This is a genomic window from Streptomyces sp. NPDC005141 (genome assembly GCF_053599975.1).
Genome location: NZ_JBSFYW010000106.1, coordinates 1 through 17,146 on the forward strand (window position 1 = coordinate 1; position 17,146 = coordinate 17,146).

A 17,146-nucleotide genomic window follows, 5' to 3' on the forward strand; every position below is an offset into this window, starting at 1 on the left:
CGACACGCTGTCCACGGCCCCGATCAGGTGATCAGTCGTCGTACTCATCAGGCTCACTCCTTCGAGGAGGTCAACACCTGATTCATGACACTCCCACTGTCCTGGCGATCACGCAATCTGTCAGGCTCCTGCACTGCCGGAGGGCGAAGTGAGGAAGTGGAGAAGGCGAATCGAAAGGGCTGACAAGGGACGTGCGGCAGAACGAGCGGTTGGCGGCCCTGACGTTTGACCAGCAGCGTCAGGTCGCTGCAGTAGCCCTGTGGCCGTGGCGTGTGCCCGTGCGTGCTCGCATTCGGACTGGATGAAGCGTGGGGTATCGACCCACCCATGCTGGAGTCGCTGTTTCGCCTGGTGGCAGAAGCTCCCAGTCCAGAGTCGGATCAGGCGTACCGGCAGGTTGTCGCCGAGCTGCACAGCTCGTGAGCGTTGTCCGCCGACGGCTGTGACTCCCCGCTGCTTCCCGACCGAACGGGCACGCAAGGGGCACGTCGACCGGCGGTCCCTAGACGGCGAGCAGCCCGGCGAGCAGCCCGGCGAGCAGCACAGCCGCCACTGCGGAGAAGACCCGCGGCTTCCGCCAGCCTGGCCCCGAAGCCTGACGGGTCATTTCCCACATGAACACCAGACCGCCGCAAAGCCCGAGCGTGCTCTGCAGCAGGAAAACGATGGTGTGCACTGGGCGCCTCCAGGGGCCTTGGAACGGATTGGAGGCTACCCCTGGTGTCGGCCGACGCTGTGGCATCAGCCTCCCTGGGGGTTCTGCCTCTCTGTCTTCCTGGTTCGGTGAAGGTGCACCGCTCCGGCAATCCAGCTCGCCAGCAGCAGGCCAGATGCGGACTCGAGCATTGCGACGTAGCGGTCCCCGCCCATGATCAACTCGGCCACGTAGAGCCCCGCGTTAAGACTTCCCAGCGCGAAGAGGCAGACCGAGGCATTGCCAAGCGATCTACGCGTCTTGCCGGTTCTTGCTCCCACCTGGACACTTTGCATGCCGCTCATAATGAATGTGATCTGGCTGGATGACTACGCCCCACACTTATTGTGACCTGGGGCGATGCCATGACTCACCGACCGCCCCGGCCACGACGGGTTCTGACCTCATGCCACCGGCCAACCTTCTCCAGGGCGCGCGTCGGCGCAGCCCGCGCGGAGCGGGCCGAAGGCAGGAGCGTCGCGCGGATCGGAGCCGGGAAGCGCGCCCGGCGGAGCTGCACATTCGCCACCAGCTACAGCGGGTCCTCCGGCGGAGGCGGTGCTCCCGCTGCCTGACATCTGCCTGACGGCCCTACGGCTCCGCCAGAAGGAGCAGCAGGCTGCGAAGGAGCGGGCCAAGGATCTGTGGACGGAGTCAGATCTCGTCGTCACCACCCGCTACGGCACCCCGGTCGAGCCGAGGAAATTCACCCGCGAGTTCGACCGTCGCTGCGAGCGCGTCGGCGTCCGCCGCATCCGTGTCCACGACACCCGCCACACCTGCGCCTCACTCCTGGCGGCCCTCGACGTTCACCCCCGGATCGCGATGCAGATTCTCCGTCACTCGGAGATCGCGGTCACGATGGAGATCTACACGCACGTGCCCTCGGCCGACACCCGCCGGGCGCTTCGCAAGCTCGGCAAGGCGCTGGGTGGCGGCAGCAAGCAGAAGAAAGAAAAGAAGGGGAAGCGCGAGCAGCAAGAGCGGGCGGAAGAGCCGTCGGCGGAGGACTGTCGGCAAGGGTCGTAACGGTTGCTGTACTCCGCTGCTGTACGCACGACAGAGGCCCATTCGCGATCACGCGAATGGGCCTCTGAACTGTGTCGGGGTGGCGGGATTTGAACCCACGACCCCTTCGTCCCGAATTAGGCCCTGGGAGATCGCCGCCCTGAGGGCTATGTCAAAGATGCAGGTCAGGGCATCGGGACGCATCGGTTTCCGATGGGGCCCCGAGGCCGCTATCGCGATCGTCTCCAGGATTTCTCCAGATCGGCAGGGCGAGACTGCGATGTGGGTCCTCTGCGTCTGCCGTCCACGCGCAGCACCCTGCGTCGCGGCCGACGACCAGTAGGCACGGTGAGACCAAGACCAGGGAGAGCCCGCGGACCATTGCGCTACCGCACCAGGTCGTCATTGTGGCCGGCGGTGGAGCCTTGATGCCGTCGAGCACGCGCGCAATCTCGTCGTACATGCGAACAGCTTTGGCGCCCCCGCCGGATGTCAGGGGCGGTCGCCCTTGTGGTCGACGACTCCGGTGGCCAGGAGCGCGTTCTGGAACACGAGGTCGCCCGCCTTCCAGGGCCGGTCAGGGGTGTCGTCGGCGCCCGGGAACGTATCCTTGTAGTCCTTGACGACGATCCATCGGTCGCCGAGGTACTGGTATGTGTGCGGGTCGATCAGGATCTCGCGGCGGACCTTCTGCCCCCTCTCGTCGTGCCCGACCGCGAGGGCGTCCCGGCCCGCGAGGTCCCGTACGAGATGGTCGGTGACCTCGACGCCGGGGACCGCGGCCAGCGCGCGGTACAGCTTGGCGAGCGCCTGCGGCGGGATGGGCTGGGACGCGAACAGCACACTCAGCGCACGCATGTCGTCCTCCCCCTCGGACTCGGGGCTGCCCTTCCCGGACGGGTAGTAGGCGCGGACCTTCTTCAGCACGGCGGCCGGGTCGTCCGGCAGCTCGTCGAGGAAGCGGAGCCGTTCGCGCATGGAGCGGTCGTCGCCCTCCTTGCCGTTCTCGAAGCGCGGGTCCGCGTACCGCGCCCAGTGCTCCTGGGGCTCCGGCTCCGGCTCGGGCTGGGCGGCGGCGCTCGTGGGCCAGACTTCGGGACTGGCCGAGAGCTTCTTCTCGTAGACCCACTGGCCCGCGTGCGGCGTGGGCGGCGGATCAGCCCGCTCCACCGTGGACGCGGCCCGCTCCAGCACCTCCTTCACCGAACCCGTCGCAGCCGGCACCGTGCGCTCCGCACCACTGTGGCCGCCCCCTCCGAGGCCGGAGGCCAGCACGGCCACCGCGGTGAGCGCGGCGGCGGCCCCGACCGCTGCGAGCCGCCAGTCGGCCCGCAGCCTGCGTCCCCGGCCACGCCCCGCGGCGCTGCTCAGCCGGTCCCGCCCCTCGGCGAGCCGCGCCCGGTCGGGCTTCGGCGCCCCGGCCCGGAACTCGCGTACGTCCTTCATCTCGTCCACCTTCACGGCCGGACCACCTCCGCCACTTCGCCCAGAAACGCCGGGCCGGCACCCAGCGCGGCCCGTACCTTGCGGCGGGCCCGGTTGAGCCGGGACCGCACGGTCCCGACGGGTATGCCGAGCGCCTCGGCGACCTCCTGGTAGGTCAGGTCGGCCCAGGCCACAAGCAGCAGCACATGCCGGTCGGCGGCGGACAGCGCGGCGAGCGCGTCCGCGAGCGGGGCGCGGTCGGCAACCAGGTCCGCGGTGTCCTCGGCCCAGCCGGCCGCGACGGGGTCCTGGCCGGTCCTGGCCAGCGCCCGCAGACCGCGTACTTCCTTCCGGCGCTGCTTGCCGATGAGGTGCGCGGCGATCCCGTACAGCCAGGGCCGGGCACTGGCCCGCGAGGCGTCGTAGCGGGCACGCACCCGGAACGCGGTCAGGAACGTGTCGGCCGTGACGTCGTCCGCCGCGTGGTCGCCGAGGCGCCGGGCCGCGTACCGGTGGATGTCGGGTGCGTACCGGTCGTAGAGCCGGGCAAACAGCTCCGGATGTTCCAGGGACTGCGCGATGACATGGCCGTCGCGCTCGTCGCCGGGGTCGAGCGCCGGTGGTCCGGTCACGGGTCCTCCGTCAGCGGGTGGGGTCGAGCGTGTCACCCGTTGTTCCCCGCTGCCCCGCGAAGAGTTCACGGCCGCACAGGATTTTCTCAGGGAGCGGGCGCGACCCTACGGGATCAGCCGCGCCAGCATCTCCCGTGCTTACCCGGCGTCGTACACCCCGCCCGTGAGCAGCACCTGCAGTGAGATCCCGTCCATGAGCGCGACCAGGGCCCGTGCCGTGACGGGATCGATGCGCTCGGCGAGGGCGTCGGACAGCTCCTGGCACCACTCGGCGGCGACGGGGCGCAGCGCGGGATTGCGCAGCGCGGCGAGGTACAGCTCGTACTCCAGCTCCACGCCGACCCGGTCCCCGGCGAGCTCGTCGGCGAGGTCGAGCGCCGGGTCCTGGAAGGAGCCGCGCGCCGCGACAACCTTCGCGAACCCCTCGTTGGCCTGGCGAGTCGACGACTCCTTCGTCCCGAAGCAACTTGAGTGCATGCTCCACCTAGGACGGTGGGTTGCTCGCCTGCGGCGGCTGTCCGCAGGCGTGCGCCGTTGTCCGCCGTCATACGTTGGCGTTGTCACGCAGTTAGACACTCAGGCGCCGTCCATTGATCGCTTATCGACGGTTAGGTGGTCCTGGTGTCTTCCACCCGTTCGCCCTCCGCCTGGGACGGCTCGGTCCTGGGGACGTCGGGGTGCTGTTCCATGGCTGCTCTCTCGGCCGGTTCGTCACGCTCGCCCTCGGCCTGGGAGGGCGTGTGAGAGTACAGCCAGCGGTCGTAGTCCGAGGCTCCGGTCTTCATGGCGGGCCTCCCTTGCTCGCTCAACTCCTATGTTCCTCCCTCCACCGCAGCCAGGGCGAGAGCGCGGTGCAAAGGGGGCGCGAGTGTGTTCGCTCACCGACAGATGGCCACCTGAACAGGGCCAGCTGACGCGAGCTGTGGGCGGGAGCCGAATTACAACATCGCAGGCGAGGAGGTCCCTCCCCTCCTCACCTGGAATGCGGGGCCGTACTTCTCGGATGATGCTGAAGGCGTGTCCGGACCGATTCGCGTGATCGTGCATCAGCCGTCGCCCACCGGTGGCCGGCGCGTGCGCGTGGACGGCGAGATCCTCGGTGGGGCCGGAACGCTGGGGTCAGGAGACAAGCAGCTGACGCCCTCCCCAGCCGAGAGGGGGCGTTGGGCCAACACGTTTTCCAACTGTGGTGGTGGGGCCTGGGGCTTCGAGCGGGGCCGTTCACCTGCGTTCATGGGCGTTCGGCCGTGGGAGCGGCCACCGGCTTCGGTCTTGTCTGAACGACCGTGAACGGTGCTGAATGAGACGGAAACTGAGACGGGCGGCGAGGCCGGGGTCGCTAGCATCGTCGCTGTTGAAGGGGGAGTCATGGCACTGGTCCGCAAGGGATCGCGAAGAATCGTTGTCGACGGCAGGGCCTACCGCTGGCGGCTGCGGGGCAGGCCTACGTACTTCCAGGGGCTGGCCTGGTCGCCGTGCACGTTCGCGGTCGAGCATGCGGACACCTCGGGGACGACGCTTGTGGTCACCACCGACCAGCCACATCCGAGCAATTGGATCGGCCGCGAGGCTGCGCCTGTACTGCCGTCCACTGTTGCCGCGGCTGTTCGGCTTGCGCTGCGTGAGGGTTGGACCCCGACGGCTCCTGGCTCCGCCTTCCACCTCAACCAGCCCGCCGGATTCACTCCTTCGCGCTGAACGTACCGACGGTCTGAAACCACGAGGGAGGAAGCCGGTGTTGTACGCACACGAGGTGATCCTGAACGAACTCGCACAGGGGCTCAGACCGACTGCCGAGGGTGTCGAGTGGTTCGAGGGCTTGTCGGAGGATGACCGACGCAAGGTCTTGCATGCACTGGTGCTGTTTTGCGGGTAGGCCCGTGCCTGCGAGGACGATGTGCCAGAGAGCATTGCGCGTTCTGGCATTCGCCCCACGCACCCGCCGGCGGTGATGCTCACGAAGTGGCGCTTCGGGATGGAAGCGCTTCCGGTCTACGAACTCACCAAGTCCTTTCGCCGCTCGTCGCCCTCTTCAGCGTCGCGGATACCCGCAGGAGAACGCTGCATTGCGCCGGGGGGTGTGGTCACGAGTGGCACAATCTGTCGGATCCGCCACGGGATGCGACCTAGGGTGACTTCTTGCCCTGGGTCTTGTCGGGGAGCTTGGGAAGCTGGGGTTTTCCAGCTCAGGGCCGGGCTCTTGTGTGGCTGAGTGGTCGTCGCTGGTCCCTGCTGAGCGCCCTCGGACGGCCCAGGGACGGCCCAGCCGTGGAAGTAGATGGGCGGCGTCATCCGGAGGAGACGGCCCGCCACTCTGCGGTGCCGCACCCTTCCCCTCCTCCATATGCCACCGTTTCCCGGCCACGTCGTGGTTCAGCAGCCTTTGAACCTTGGCAAGATCGGTGGTGGGCGGCACGTCCCCCAGGTTCGGCCCCACAGGGACTCTCATGCACGTCACAGAACGGCCACATCGCCACGATGCGGTGCACAATGCCACTCGAGACATCGCGGTCATCAGCGTGATCACCGAGGTGCTCTTCTTCGGGCTCGGCATCCTGGCCACCATCGCCGCAGTTCGGATGACCAACGCTCTCAACCGCAAGGCCGAGGCTGCACGTCGGGAAGTACTCGGCGATATCTGATCAAGCCAGCGGGCCACGGTGGACGTGGCCCAACGGTCGGAGGTGGGTGCCGGCCCCCCAGTGTCGCTCTGGTGATCACGCTTTGCGCTGAGTGAGAGCGGCAGTATCTCGCGGCCCTCGCCTTGGAGGCAGGATCTCGCAACAGATCATGACTGACCTGCAGACTGTGATCACAGCCTTGTAAGTGTGGACGTGGTCGTCGGCATGTCCGTCCAGGTCACTACGGCCGTAGCGGCAGCCCAGGTGAACAGTGCATCTCGACTGCGACGAGCCGTCATTGACCGTGTTTGACCACACGATGTGGCACGTTCCGAACGACCGAGCGTTTAGAAGGCGCTTAGCGCATTGCATGCGGTACTAGCTCTGACCTGTGCTTTTCCCATGCCTGATGCCGCGTCGGACATCCCTCGACACGCATTCGACACGGCCCGGGGTTCTCTACGGCCGCCGGAAGGCCGAGGGGTCAACGCCTGCCCCGTGATCCCTTGCAAAGGTCACATAGGCGGGGTACTCAGGATCGCCCACCTGCATGAGGGTGAAGAGATCCAGGTCATGGTTGGCGAACCGATGCAGATGCTGGAGGAACAGCTCCAGCTCCGCGTCCGCCAGCCGCTCATCGTGCCTCTCATTGCGCATGCCGGCACGATACGAGCCGGGTTTCCGTGTGCGCAGTGGCGAGGCTAAAGCGAGGGTCCGTGATCTGATTTGGCGCGCGTCTGGGGGCGCAGAGTGCGGTCAGGTTGTCAAGGAACTACCTCAGCTGCGGCGGACCGATGACGGTCTGGCCGATCTGTTCGGCCAGCCAGGTTGTATGGAGTTCCTCGTATCCGTCGCCGTTTCCGCGGCGGACGTGCACGAGGACAGTGTGCCCATCGATGTGCTCGTCAAGTTCACGGGTGGCGGCGTTGAACAGCACAGATACCTCGGCGTGATTGAACTCCGCGTACAGGCCACGTTCCGGAACCTCCGGCCATCCCAGACAGGACCAGCGGATCTCTGCCACATGCCTGCTGGCCACGGCCGTGAACGTGGCCTCAATGCTTCCTACCGGCTGATGCAGCATCGATGCCCAGAGCGGAAGATGCGCCGACAAGAAGGCGGGATCGGTGGAGGTGGGGTGTGTCCGTCACCGGTGATCGCGGTGTCGATGTGCTGCGCGGCGATCGACCGCTCACCGGATCTGGTCGGCCGCCCACTCGGCCCACTCGCGGCGCATGGCGTTGAACCGCAGGCCGTACTCCAGGGCGATCCGGCCGTAGACCGACAGACTGTCGTCATCCCAGTCGACGGATTCCTCCAGCCGACGCAGACTCTGGTACCCCTGATCGGACAGCTCGATGAGCTCGGCCAGGTAGCCGTGTGCCTGCTCGGGCGTGAGCACCCCGAGAAAGAACACCCGCAGGAGAATGTCGCTGCGGGTGTTCCGCTGTGGCTTGGTCTCGGTCAGCCAGTGCCGCAGTTCGGCCAGTCCCTCGTCGGTGAGTGCGTACTCCTTGCGGCCTCGCGGACCCTCGGCTGCCACCTTGATCAGCCCTGTGCCCGCCAGCTTGGTCAGCTCGGTATAGATCTGACTCTGGGTCGCCGGCCAGGCGGTGGCCAGCGACGTCTCGAACAGTTTCAGCAGGTCGTAGCCGCTGGCGGGGCGCTCGGAGAGGAGCCCGAGCAGCGCGTGTCGAAGGCTCATGCCCCTCAGTCTACATTCCACTCTTGACATGTCACTCCATGACCTTCTACTTTCGACATGTCGCAATAGAATCACTGAAGCAAGCGGAGACCTCATGTCCTACCTGCGCACCTTCCTCCCCTGGATCGTCTTCGCCGCGCTGCCGTCGGGCAGCTGGCAGTGGGCGGCGCTGGCCGCCCTGGTGGTCGCGGTGGCCGTGACCGTCCAGCAGATACGGTCCGACGTCGGACCGGACGGGCTGATCATCGAGATCGGCTCCGCGGTCTTCTTCGGCGTCTTGGCCGTCATCGCCTTCGCCAACCCGGACTCGAGCGTGCACGACTACTCGGCGGCGCTGTCGGCGGGGACGCTGGCGGTCATCGCCGGGGTCTCGCTGGCCATCGGCAAGCCGTTCACGTTGGGCATTGCCAAGCGCACCACCCCGCGCGAGGTCTGGGGGCTCAAGCCGTTCATCCGGACCAACGTCATCATCACCGGCGTCTGGACCGCGGCCTTCGCCCTGACCGCTGTCGTGCTCGCCTCCGTGGCGCACGCCGGAAACGCCCACTCGGCCCCCGCCGCGCTCATCCAGGTCGCCGGCTTCGTCCTCCCGATGATCTTCACCGTCCGCTACGTCGCCCACGTCCAGGCCAAGGCCGGTGCCCGGTGACCTCCGCGCAGCAGGCCCGGCCGCGCCTGGCGGGCAACTACGCCCCGGTCGGCGAAGAACTCACCGCCTACGATCTGCCGATGACCGGGCGGATCCCGGACGAGCTCGCCGGCTGGTACCTCCGCATTGGGCCGAACCCGGCCGACGCTGCGCTGCCTCCGGACACTGGTTCTTCGGCGACGGCATGATCCACGGCGTCCGGCTGGAGGGCGGCCGGGCCGTCTCGTACCGTAACCGCTGAGAACGCACCCGCAGCTTCACCGACGACGCCCGGCCGACGCCGCACCGGCTCCGGCAGGAGGGTGGCCGCGCGGACCCGGCCAACACCCACGTCATCCGGCACGCGAGCCGGACCCTCGCCCCGGTCGAGACGGCCGCGCCCTACGAGCTCACCCGCGACCTGGACACGGTCGGCGCATACGACTTCGGCGGGAAGCTGGACACCGCGGTGACCGCGCACCCGAGGGTGTGCCCGGACACCGGGGAGATGCGCTTCTTCGGCTACGGGATGCTGGAGGCCCCGTATCTCACCTACCGTCGGGCCGACGCCTCGGGCGATCTGGTGATCAGCAGGCCGGTCGAGTTGCCCAGGCCGACGATGATGCACGACTTCAACGTCACCGCGGAGCACGTCGTCTTCATGGACCTGTCCGTCGTATTCGACCGGGACCTGGCCATGGCCGGGACCATGCCCTACCACTGGGACGACGGCTACGGCGCCCGGCAGGGGGTGCTGCGCCGCAACGACCCGTACGGCGAGGTGCGTTGGTTCGGCATCGACCCGTGCTACGTCTTCCACCCGCTCAACGCCTGCGACGCGCCGGACGGCACCATCGTGCTGCACGTGATGCGCTACCCCGAGCTGTGGCGGCGCACCGGCGACGTCATCGACCGCAGGCAGGAGGCCGTGCTCTGGAAGTGGACGATCGACGCAGCCACCGGGACGGTCCGCGAGGAGCAGTGCGACGACCGTCCCGGCACTTCCCCCGGTCGATGATGCCGTCAAGGCGGTGTTGCAGCGGTCGACGATCAAGTGGTGCTTGGAGCCGGGGCGGGCGCGGTCGAGGGGCGGGGGGGCCGAGGTGATCCCCCCTTGAGAGCCCGGACGTGCGATCCGTCCACGGCGCAGTCGTCCAGGTTCAGCAAGTCCGCGCGGCGCAGTTCGGTCAACAGCGCGGCATGCTGACCGGGCCAGACGCCCGCCTCGGTCCAGTCCCGCAGCCGGCGCCAGGCCGTCACTCCGGAGCAACCCACCAACTCACTCGGTACGTCGCGCCGGGCCGCGCCTTTCCGTAAGACGTAGACGATGCCAGTCAGCGCGACCCGGTCCGGTACCGGGAGCCGCCCGGGGTGGCCATGCCGTCGTACGGGCCGCGCTGGCAACAGCGGGGCTATCCGATCCCACAGCTCGTCGGGGCAAGGCTCGCGATCACGACGCTGAAGCTTGCTAGAGAGCCCGGTTGAGCAGTCCGGGCTGGCTGGACATACTCCCTGAACCACCCTGCCGCGTCGCGGGCGACGTCGACAGCGACGAGCCGGTCATCTTCGTTCCCTGCGTGGAGCGCAGTAGCACCTGTCCATCCGCGAACGCCGCAAGCTGGGAACGGTGGCCTTCGCGCGGTCAGTCGGCGCCGACCCTGCGGGGGCCGGGTCTGCGTGCCTTCGCGAGCAGTGCGCTGCAGTGGTTCTGCAGCAGAACGGAGGGGACCGCACCGAGCGAGACGTCCCGGACGACCCGGCGCAGCTCCCCGACCGGGGAGCCAGCCAGCACCTGGAGCACCTCGAACTTGTTCTGCATCGGCACCTTGGGATCGGACACGAAGTCCCGAGCTGCGGCTGCCGCCGGTGCATGCTGCAGCTGAGCCAGGGCGATCAGCACCTTGGTCTGGAGGTAGCGGTTGGGTTCCTCCGTGGCTAGCCGTTCGAGCAGGTCCAGGGCGTCCGCGCCGCCCATGTGCTGCAAAACCTGGACCGCGCCCCCGCGAACCTTCGCTGACGCGTGCCGGGCGGCGGCGATCGCCCGGTGGGCGGCACTCGTCTCCGGCAGCAGGCGACCCCGGGTCAGCGCCAGCGCGCGGAGCCGAACCGCCGTCTCCTGGTGGGTGTCGGCCGCCACGTCGGGCAGCACCTGCCTGGCCCGCTCCGGGTGCGCCCGGCACAGGGTCTCCAGTGCCCGGACGCACGAATCCGCGTCGACTGACACGTCCGTCAGTAGCTCCTCCAGTGCCCGGCACCCGTCCTCCGGGGCGATCTTGCCCAGCGCGCTGGCGGCGCGGATCCGCGCCGCTGGACCGAACGCCGACTGGGTGAGCCGCTCCAGGCAGTGGCGTGCCCGGCCGTCGCCGAGGTCCGCCAGGAGCGTGCCGGCCCGCACCCGCATCTCCTCCAGCAGTTCCGGGTTGACCAGTACAGACAGCAAGGCGTCGGCGGCCTTGCGGGTGCGGAACTGGTCGAGGTGTTCGGCGGCCAGGATTTGCGATGCCCGGGGCGCCGAAGGATGCAGCGCGATGACGGTGAGCGGGTATAGCGCCCGCGGATCCCGTACGCCGTCTAGCGCCTCGGCGGCCTGGAGACGCAGCTCGACCTCGACTGCGGGGTCGCTGGCCAGGGTGTACAGGACGTCCTGGCCGCGCGGGTCGGAGAGGGAGAGCAGGGCCCGGCCCGCCTGGAGTCGCTCCGGTCCGGTCAGCCGCTCCATCGCCGCGATCGCGGCCAGCGCGTCGGCCGCTCTGGGGTCGCCGTGCCGGGCCAGCGCCTCGGCCGCCCGCAGGATCAGCGCTGGCTCGTCGGACGGCCCGTTCAGCAGGTGGGCCAGGGTGTCCACGACGCGGGGGTCCCGGAGCCGGGAGAGTCCGTCGGCGGCCGACAACCGCAGGAGGCGGTCCTCCGAGGGGTCCTGGGCGATCCGGGCCAGGAACTCGACTGAGTCCTTTCCGCCCAGCCATTCCAGGGCCTCCAGCGCCCGGTTCCGGGAGGACACCGGGTGCTCCCGGTTCCCGGCGGCCTCGCGCAGGTACCGGAAGGCGAAGTGCGGGTGGAGCCGAGAGAGCGCTTCCACCGCGGCGGACCGGACATGGGGGAGGGTCCGGCCGTCGACGGCGATGCCGAGCAGGATGGCAACGGCATTGTCGGGCGCGGTCCGGTCCAGGGACTCCGCGGCGCGCAGCCGGTCCACCCACCAGGTCTCCGAGGACCGGGCGAGGTCCGCCAGTGCCCGCGCGCCGCGCTCGTCACCGAGCCGGCCCAGGATCTCGGCGGCCCTGATCCTGCGCCCCGCGTCTGCTTCCTGGTTGCTGGCGACGGAGACCGGCAGCTCATGGGCGTCTGGGGCGCCGAGGTCCGCGAGCATCTCCGCGGCGTGCAGCCGGGATCCCAGGTCGTGCGTGGGGAAGGCCGCGAACGAGGAGATCTCCGCGGTGCCCCGGGCGTCCCCGAGGTCCACCAGCGCCCGAGCGGCCTGCAGCCGGGTAAACGGGTCGCGCCGCTCGTCGCGGACCACCGCGAACAGTTCCCGCGTGGCCACCCGCAGCACCCGCCGGGGAAGGGTGGCGCCCTCGCTGCTCAGCCGGGCGACGTACTGGGCGCCGTGCGGCTCCCTGGACCAGTGCGCGAGCAGCCGCGCGAACCCCGGACGGCCGGACCAGGAGGAGATGAGGAAGTCGACATAGGGACTCTCGACGGCGGCCAGCGGGGCCACCCGACGTCTGCGCGGCCAGCCGCCGATGATCGAGCGGTAGGCGGTCCGGTTCCGCTCAGGGTCCCCAACCGTGGCCTGCGCCGCGAGGTGTTCGAGCAGCGTCTGGTGGACGAACTCCAGGCCGCCGCCCCGCCGGACGACGAGCCCGCCGCGCAGCAGTAATTCCTCGCACAGTGCGTTCCACCGCTCGGCATGGAGCGAGGCGGGTCGCAGGTGGCCCGTCCACCGTTCGATCAGCTGCCGCTCGGGTGTGATGTCTCCGCCGTACTTGGCCAGCGCCAGCTCCCGCAGGACGTGATCCGCCAGGGCGCCGAGTCCTTCCGCCGCGCGGGCCCCCTCGGCGCCGTGGCGGTCCAGCACGGCGTGCACCTGCTCCAGCACGTTGGCCGCCCGCTCGTCGTACTGCTTGGCGCGGAGCAGGTCCATGAACCGCGTGTACAGCGCCCAGCGGCCCCGGGGCAGCGGCTCCTGGCCGGAGTCGGCGTGCAACTGGCAGAGCATGGTCGCCATCAGCGGCACCGTCGCCAGGTGCCGCACGCTGGGGATCCTGACGTGATCCAGGAAGGCAGTGGTCCTCGCCTCTGGCTCCGGCAGGCCCAGGGCGGTGAACCAGGCGCGGGCAAACCCGGGCAGCTGCTGGAGGTCGAAGGGCAGCAACGAGCAGCAGCGAAATCGAGGTTCCGGTATGTCCCGGACGTCGAGGGTGGGCCTGGTCGCCAGGACGAACCGGAACTGGTGCGCGTACGCGTCCTGTTCCCGGATCGAGGCGAGCTTGCCGAGAACGCGCTGCCGCTCCTCCGGGCTCATCACCTCGTCCACGCCGTCCACCAGCAGCAACCAGCGCACACCCGGCGCCGGGGGAGAGGCGAAGAGGTCCTCGCGGATAGGGCTGACCAGCCCGGCGCCGCTCAGCTCCCGTGAGACGGCGTCGTGCAGGAGGCTCGCGAAGGGCCGGTCGCCGACCAGGTCTGCGGCCCTTACCAGGACGGGGACCGAGTGGTAGAAATGCTCCTCGGTCCACCTGCGGGCGATGGTGGTGATCCAGGACCGCAGCAGACTGGACTTCCCGAAGCCCGGTCCCCCGAAGACGATTACGTCGTCGGGGTCGTCCAGGAGCCCGTCGGCGGGGGTCCGCATTCCGTCGCCCGGCACCGAGTCGAAGCCCCGATACACCGTTGCGTGCTGGTGGACATAGACCGAGGACAGCGGCGGCGGCACCGTGCCGGGGACCACGCCTGGGTACGGGTGCTCCCGGGCGGCCCGCGCGGAGATGTCTAGGAACTCGCGCAGCTGTGGTCCGAGGAAGGGCCAGCCGCCCGCCTCGATCTGCGCGTCCGACAGCGTGCCCAGCCAGGTCCGACAGTCGGCGCTCCACCGGCTGTCGCACCAGCCGGGATCGAGCCGGGCGGTCAGCTCACGCGCCCCAACCATGTGCGAACTGCCGGTCCGGTCGGCGGTGGTGAGCATGCCGGCCACGCACCCCGTCCGGCGGTTGAGTACGGGACTGCCGCTAAACCCGGCGGTCACCACCGCGCCGCGCAGCCGGTGCAGGCTGTTCGGCCGCTCGAATGCACGGGCAGACGTGCCCTCGTAGGTGAAGGTCGCGGACTGCCCGGCGCGGAACATGCCGGACGGGTGCCCATGGGTCCACAGCGCGTCCCCGACGGCCAGCCGGTCCGACAGAGGTAGGGCGGCGGGGCTCTCCCGCCGGTCGGCGTCGGTGACCTGGAGGAATGCCAGGTCGAGCCCGTCCCCCGGGGTCAGGAAGTACTGCTCCGGACGTGCCTGGAGTTCCAGGACCAGCGAGCGCGAGGCGATGCGGCCCACGATCCTGCGCGGCAACTCCGCCGCCGAGGCGGCCACCACGTGGGCGCACGTGGCCACCACGCCGGGCGCCACGAAGAAACCGGTACCCACGGCGAGCGGATCGCCGTCGGGCGAGGGCACTTCGAGCGCGACGACGGAGTCCGCCAGCGCCGACTCCTGCCACCCCGGGGGAAGGGCCGTCACGCCGAGGTGCTGTCCCATTCGAGCGTGACCTTGAACGCCGACTTGGCGCTCGCCTTGCCGATGGCGGCCACCAGAGAGCCCGACTCCAGGGCGATGTCGCAGCCGAATTCCAGCGTCACCTTGCTCGCCGTGCTCTGCCGGGCTTGCTCGCCCACGGCCCGCGCCACCGCGTTCAGCCCGGACATGACCTGGTCGAGGCCTGGGCGACGGGCGCCGATCTCGGTCTCCTCGCCGTCCGCTGCGGACTCGGTGGAGTCCGCGAACACCTGGATGCGCACCCCGTCCTGGGTCACCGGGACCACCACGGTCTCTCTCATGGTGCGGTCGTCCTCTGTCATCGTGCGCCCCCTCCAGGCATCGGCCCGAACGTCTGTGATGAGCCCGGAGCGGGCCGTAACGACATCGTGGCACAGCCCACTGACAGCGCGTGGCCGCCGGAGATAACCCCCTGCGCGCGGCGGGACTCGGCGGTCAGGCGAGCGCGCCGATCTCCCCGGCCGGCGGCAGGCGCCGCACGCACGGACAGCTCGCCCTCGAGCTGGGGGAGTACGGGCGCGTGGAAGACGCGGGCTGGGAACGCACCCGGGCTACCGCCTACGACGTGATCCGCGCGACGGAAGTCCACCGTTACGCCGCCGTGCTGTGCGAGAACGTCCTCGAATTCGCTGTCGACTGGGAGCTGTTCGACTGGTGGCGCGGCGGCATGGAACTGCTCGGCTACCGCTCGCAGGTAGTTTCCGTCTCCTCCGCCCACGTTGGTGGAGGAGACAACCTGCCCGCTCCGCAGTGGCGGGACCGGATTTACATCACGTTCACCCGCACCGACGTTCCCGTCCCGGACCTGACACCGTCGCCGTTGGCGTACTGCACCGCCTGCGGTGAGGACGTTGGAGCGGTGCAGATCTGGCGCAACGGCCGTCGGGTGGGCAAGTACAAGCAGCAGGGAGTGCGGATCGGCGACCGCGGCGCACGGGCTGCGCCCGCTGGCCGCGAACACGGTCAAGCGCATCCGCACCGGGCTGAACCTGCTCGGTGAAGCCCGGATGGTCCTTACCGTCAACCACGGCGGGCACGACGGCCGCGCGGTCCCCGCCGACACGGCGCCGCTCGCGGCCCGCACGGTGAAGATCGGAGACGCGGTCCTCGTACCGACCGGCGGAACCTGGAACACCCAGCCCACCCCCACGGGCGAGCCGATGCGCACCAGGCTGGCCAACCCCAAGGGATTCGAGGCCCTGCTCACCCCGCCGCCGGTCGACGACTCGTTCATCGTCACGCTGCGCCGCAACGCCACCGCCCGCCCGGTCTCCGCGCCGGTCGACACGGTGACCGGGCAGGGGCGGCACCACTGGCTCGTCATCCCCTACCGCAACGCGCTCGCCAAGTCGGCCGGCGAGCCGCTGCACACCCTCGGTACGAAGGACTCCGCCGGACTGCTCGGCCCGGCACCGGAGCTGGACGACTGCCACTACCGGATGATCCAGCCGCGCGAGCAGCTGCTCGCGCAGCGCTTCCCGGCCGACTACATCGTCCACGGCAACAAGGGCGAGCAGACCATGCAGGCCGGAAACGCCGTGTCCTGCAACGTCGCCCAGTGGATCGGTGAACGCGTCACCGCCGCACTGGCCGGCACCGCAGCCCACGCGGCCTAGGTTCTGTCTCTTTGGTCAGTGTCGGGTCCAGATGAGGATGCCGGCGAGGTGGAGCGCGGCCTGATAGGCGATGGCGAGTTTGTCGGTTCGTGTGGCCAGGCCCTGCCACTGCTTGAGGCGGTTGATGCAGCGTTCGACGGTGTCCCGTTGCTTGTAGGTCTCGCGGTCGAAGCCGGGTGGGCGGCCGCCGTGACGGCCTCGCCGTTCGCGGAAGCGTCGACAGATCGCGGCACACGAGCTGGGCCACGCCCTGGGGCTGTGCCACAAGTCGGACGCGGGCGGTCCGGGCTACGTGCGGTCGGGCGCGGCGGGCCGGTGGATCAGGGCCGGACGCCCCGGGCCCTGATCCGAAGGACACGGGACGGGGCGAGTTACCCCGGGCCCGTCGCCCCTGCCGCCGAGATCAGGATTCCCGGCCGGAGGGGGTCAGCCCTTGAGCAGGTTGTAGGCGAGACCCACGACGAGGAGGTACCCCAGATAGGAGGCGAGTATCACGCCCAGCATCGCCAGGAGCTTGACCGGCGTCCCGAACGGTTTGCGGGCGAGGGAGAGGTTCGCGAAGAGGCCCGCCGCCCCGATGGCCCCGCCTATCGCCCCGCCGACCGACAGCAGGAGGATCGGCACGATCGAGAGGACCAACTGCCACCAGGCGAGCCCTCGGACCCTGGCCCACGGATCCGGCTTGCCAAGCGAGTTCTTTCCGAGGTCGGGGATCTGCTGCATGTGCGCAAAACCTTCATTCTCTTCATCGTGATCGTGCTGCACCGTCAGGATGCGGGTGACGGGCCTGCCGGGCAACGACGTGCCGACAACGGTTTGCCTACGAAACTCGGCTGTCAACGGCCGACTCGGCGCCCTTGCCCGCGCATTCGGTCCGCCTGGGACGTGTCCTTCGGATCAGCCCGCGATGCCGGGCGCCCCGGGCCTGACCTGACCAGAGAGACACGGCCTAGCTACTACAGGCCGTCCAAGACCCCCAGCACGGCCTTGAAGATTCGGACCCTGCGGCGGTGTGCCTTGCTGCAAAAGCGTCGGTGCCGCAGCGGCTTCGCG

21 protein-coding genes and 2 pseudogenes are annotated in these 17,146 nt (G+C 69.4%); 10 read left to right on the forward strand and 13 right to left on the reverse strand.

The genetic code is table 11. The annotated features are described in order from the left end of the window. Nucleotides 1-502: 502 nt before the first annotated feature. Complete coding sequence (locus ACWD68_RS40070) at nt 503-676, reverse strand: hypothetical protein (protein ID WP_451811396.1); 174 nt, start codon at nt 674-676, stop codon at nt 503-505. A gap of 576 nt (nt 677-1,252) precedes the next feature. On the opposite strand from ACWD68_RS40070, the gene ACWD68_RS40075 reads away from it, so the two are divergent. Further along, on the forward strand, nt 1,253-1,723 hold the full coding sequence (locus ACWD68_RS40075; protein WP_451811397.1) for a tyrosine-type recombinase/integrase: 471 nt from the start codon (nt 1,253-1,255) through the stop codon (nt 1,721-1,723). A gap of 471 nt (nt 1,724-2,194) precedes the next feature. Here the strand turns inward: ACWD68_RS40075 and ACWD68_RS40080 are convergent, their stop codons facing one another. The 4 genes and pseudogenes from ACWD68_RS40080 to ACWD68_RS40095 form a co-directional block, all read right to left on the reverse strand. After that, nucleotides 2,195-3,163 carry a CU044_5270 family protein gene (locus tag ACWD68_RS40080; RefSeq protein ID WP_451811398.1) on the reverse strand — a complete coding sequence of 323 codons (969 nt, stop codon included), beginning with the start codon at nt 3,161-3,163 and terminating at the stop codon, nt 2,195-2,197. After that, nucleotides 3,160-3,759: an RNA polymerase sigma factor gene (locus ACWD68_RS40085; protein ID WP_451811399.1), complete on the reverse strand. Its 600-nt coding sequence runs from the start codon at nt 3,757-3,759 to the stop codon at nt 3,160-3,162. Before ACWD68_RS40085 ends, ACWD68_RS40080 begins: the two co-directional genes overlap by 4 nt. A gap of 138 nt (nt 3,760-3,897) precedes the next feature. Further along, nucleotides 3,898-4,206: pseudogene (locus ACWD68_RS40090) on the reverse strand (TetR family transcriptional regulator); the annotation flags it as partial. A 161-nt stretch (nt 4,207-4,367) separates the two neighbouring features. Beyond that, entirely contained in the window at nt 4,368-4,544 is a 177-nt protein-coding gene (locus ACWD68_RS40095) for a hypothetical protein (RefSeq protein WP_451811400.1), read from the reverse strand. Nucleotides 4,545-5,254: 710 nt separating this feature from the next. Between ACWD68_RS40095 and ACWD68_RS40100 the strand changes: the two genes are divergently transcribed. The 3 genes from ACWD68_RS40100 (at nt 5,255) to ACWD68_RS40110 (ending at nt 6,401) form a co-directional block, all read left to right on the forward strand. Beyond that, entirely contained in the window at nt 5,255-5,635 is a 381-nt protein-coding gene (locus ACWD68_RS40100) for a DUF5958 family protein (protein WP_451811401.1), read from the forward strand. A gap of 86 nt (nt 5,636-5,721) precedes the next feature. Next, the gene (locus ACWD68_RS40105) at nt 5,722-5,889 is read left to right on the forward strand and encodes a DUF5958 family protein (protein ID WP_451811402.1); all 168 of its coding nucleotides are present in this window, start codon (nt 5,722-5,724) and stop codon (nt 5,887-5,889) included. A gap of 317 nt (nt 5,890-6,206) precedes the next feature. Next, a complete protein-coding gene (locus ACWD68_RS40110) occupies nt 6,207-6,401 on the forward strand; it encodes a hypothetical protein (protein WP_451811403.1) in 195 nt (64 codons plus the stop codon). Nucleotides 6,402-6,839: 438 nt separating this feature from the next. Here the strand turns inward: ACWD68_RS40110 and ACWD68_RS40115 are convergent, their stop codons facing one another. The 3 genes from ACWD68_RS40115 to ACWD68_RS40125 all read right to left on the reverse strand — a co-directional run bounded on the left by ACWD68_RS40115 (nt 6,840) and on the right by ACWD68_RS40125 (nt 8,085). After that, nucleotides 6,840-7,037 carry a hypothetical protein gene (locus ACWD68_RS40115; RefSeq protein ID WP_451811404.1) on the reverse strand — a complete coding sequence of 66 codons (198 nt, stop codon included), beginning with the start codon at nt 7,035-7,037 and terminating at the stop codon, nt 6,840-6,842. 115 nt (nt 7,038-7,152) lie between these two features. After that, nucleotides 7,153-7,419 carry a hypothetical protein gene (locus tag ACWD68_RS40120; protein ID WP_451811405.1) on the reverse strand — a complete coding sequence of 89 codons (267 nt, stop codon included), beginning with the start codon at nt 7,417-7,419 and terminating at the stop codon, nt 7,153-7,155. Nucleotides 7,420-7,572: 153 nt separating this feature from the next. Next, on the reverse strand, nt 7,573-8,085 hold the full coding sequence (locus tag ACWD68_RS40125) for a PadR family transcriptional regulator (RefSeq protein WP_451811406.1): 513 nt from the start codon (nt 8,083-8,085) through the stop codon (nt 7,573-7,575). A gap of 94 nt (nt 8,086-8,179) precedes the next feature. On the opposite strand from ACWD68_RS40125, the gene ACWD68_RS40130 reads away from it, so the two are divergent. The 3 genes from ACWD68_RS40130 (at nt 8,180) to ACWD68_RS40140 (ending at nt 9,731) form a co-directional block, all read left to right on the forward strand. Then, the gene (locus ACWD68_RS40130; RefSeq protein ID WP_451811407.1) at nt 8,180-8,734 is read left to right on the forward strand and encodes a hypothetical protein; all 555 of its coding nucleotides are present in this window, start codon (nt 8,180-8,182) and stop codon (nt 8,732-8,734) included. Further along, on the forward strand, nt 8,731-8,922 hold the full coding sequence (locus ACWD68_RS40135) for a hypothetical protein (RefSeq protein WP_451811408.1): 192 nt from the start codon (nt 8,731-8,733) through the stop codon (nt 8,920-8,922). Before ACWD68_RS40130 ends, ACWD68_RS40135 begins: the two co-directional genes overlap by 4 nt. A gap of 146 nt (nt 8,923-9,068) precedes the next feature. Further along, nucleotides 9,069-9,731, forward strand: a complete 663-nt coding sequence (locus ACWD68_RS40140) for a carotenoid oxygenase family protein (RefSeq protein WP_451811415.1) — start codon at nt 9,069-9,071, stop codon at nt 9,729-9,731. Between the two features lie 32 nt (nt 9,732-9,763). On the opposite strand, the gene ACWD68_RS40145 is transcribed toward ACWD68_RS40140, so the two are convergent. The 3 genes from ACWD68_RS40145 to ACWD68_RS40155 form a co-directional block, all read right to left on the reverse strand. Next, nucleotides 9,764-10,234, reverse strand: a complete 471-nt coding sequence (locus ACWD68_RS40145; RefSeq protein WP_451811409.1) for a transposase — start codon at nt 10,232-10,234, stop codon at nt 9,764-9,766. Between the two features lie 121 nt (nt 10,235-10,355). After that, entirely contained in the window at nt 10,356-14,459 is a 4,104-nt protein-coding gene (locus ACWD68_RS40150; protein WP_451811410.1) for a HEAT repeat domain-containing protein, read from the reverse strand. After that, nucleotides 14,438-14,779, reverse strand: a complete 342-nt coding sequence (locus ACWD68_RS40155) for a CU044_2847 family protein (protein WP_451811411.1) — start codon at nt 14,777-14,779, stop codon at nt 14,438-14,440. Before ACWD68_RS40155 ends, ACWD68_RS40150 begins: the two co-directional genes overlap by 22 nt. An 89-nt stretch (nt 14,780-14,868) precedes the next feature. On the opposite strand from ACWD68_RS40155, the gene ACWD68_RS40160 reads away from it, so the two are divergent. Both ACWD68_RS40160 and ACWD68_RS40165 read left to right on the forward strand, forming a co-directional pair. After that, nucleotides 14,869-15,477 (forward strand): hypothetical protein, encoded by a 609-nt coding sequence (locus ACWD68_RS40160; protein WP_451811412.1) that lies wholly within the window; start codon nt 14,869-14,871, stop codon nt 15,475-15,477. A gap of 7 nt (nt 15,478-15,484) precedes the next feature. After that, nucleotides 15,485-16,093, forward strand: a complete 609-nt coding sequence (locus tag ACWD68_RS40165) for a DNA cytosine methyltransferase (protein WP_451811413.1) — start codon at nt 15,485-15,487, stop codon at nt 16,091-16,093. Between the two features lie 15 nt (nt 16,094-16,108). Here the strand turns inward: ACWD68_RS40165 and ACWD68_RS40170 are convergent. Further along, nucleotides 16,109-16,303 (reverse strand): annotated as a pseudogene (locus ACWD68_RS40170) (IS5/IS1182 family transposase); the annotation flags it as partial. A gap of 28 nt (nt 16,304-16,331) precedes the next feature. On the opposite strand from ACWD68_RS40170, the gene ACWD68_RS40175 reads away from it, so the two are divergent. Next, complete coding sequence (locus ACWD68_RS40175; RefSeq protein ID WP_451811416.1) at nt 16,332-16,439, forward strand: hypothetical protein; 108 nt, start codon at nt 16,332-16,334, stop codon at nt 16,437-16,439. 80 nt (nt 16,440-16,519) lie between these two features. Here the strand turns inward: ACWD68_RS40175 and ACWD68_RS40180 are convergent, their stop codons facing one another. Beyond that, nucleotides 16,520-16,816, reverse strand: coding sequence for a hypothetical protein (locus tag ACWD68_RS40180; RefSeq protein WP_451811414.1), 297 nt, complete (start codon nt 16,814-16,816; stop codon nt 16,520-16,522). Nucleotides 16,817-17,146 lie beyond the last annotated feature (330 nt).

Coding starts and splice junctions, on each gene's coding strand:
- ACWD68_RS40095 (WP_451811400.1), bottom strand. CDS start 4,544: ATGAAGACCGGAGCCTCGGACTACGACCGCTGGCTGTACTCTCACACG.
- ACWD68_RS40100 (WP_451811401.1), top strand. CDS start 5,255: ATGCGGACACCTCGGGGACGACGCTTGTGGTCACCACCGACCAGCCAC.
- ACWD68_RS40110 (WP_451811403.1), top strand. CDS start 6,207: ATGCACGTCACAGAACGGCCACATCGCCACGATGCGGTGCACAATGCC.
- ACWD68_RS40115 (WP_451811404.1), bottom strand. CDS start 7,037: ATGCGCAATGAGAGGCACGATGAGCGGCTGGCGGACGCGGAGCTGGAG.
- ACWD68_RS40125 (WP_451811406.1), bottom strand. CDS start 8,085: ATGAGCCTTCGACACGCGCTGCTCGGGCTCCTCTCCGAGCGCCCCGCC.
- ACWD68_RS40130 (WP_451811407.1), top strand. CDS start 8,180: ATGTCCTACCTGCGCACCTTCCTCCCCTGGATCGTCTTCGCCGCGCTG.
- ACWD68_RS40150 (WP_451811410.1), bottom strand. CDS start 14,459: ATGGGACAGCACCTCGGCGTGACGGCCCTTCCCCCGGGGTGGCAGGAG.
- ACWD68_RS40155 (WP_451811411.1), bottom strand. CDS start 14,779: ATGACAGAGGACGACCGCACCATGAGAGAGACCGTGGTGGTCCCGGTG.
- ACWD68_RS40165 (WP_451811413.1), top strand. CDS start 15,485: ATGGTCCTTACCGTCAACCACGGCGGGCACGACGGCCGCGCGGTCCCC.
- ACWD68_RS40180 (WP_451811414.1), bottom strand. CDS start 16,816: ATGCAGCAGATCCCCGACCTCGGAAAGAACTCGCTTGGCAAGCCGGAT.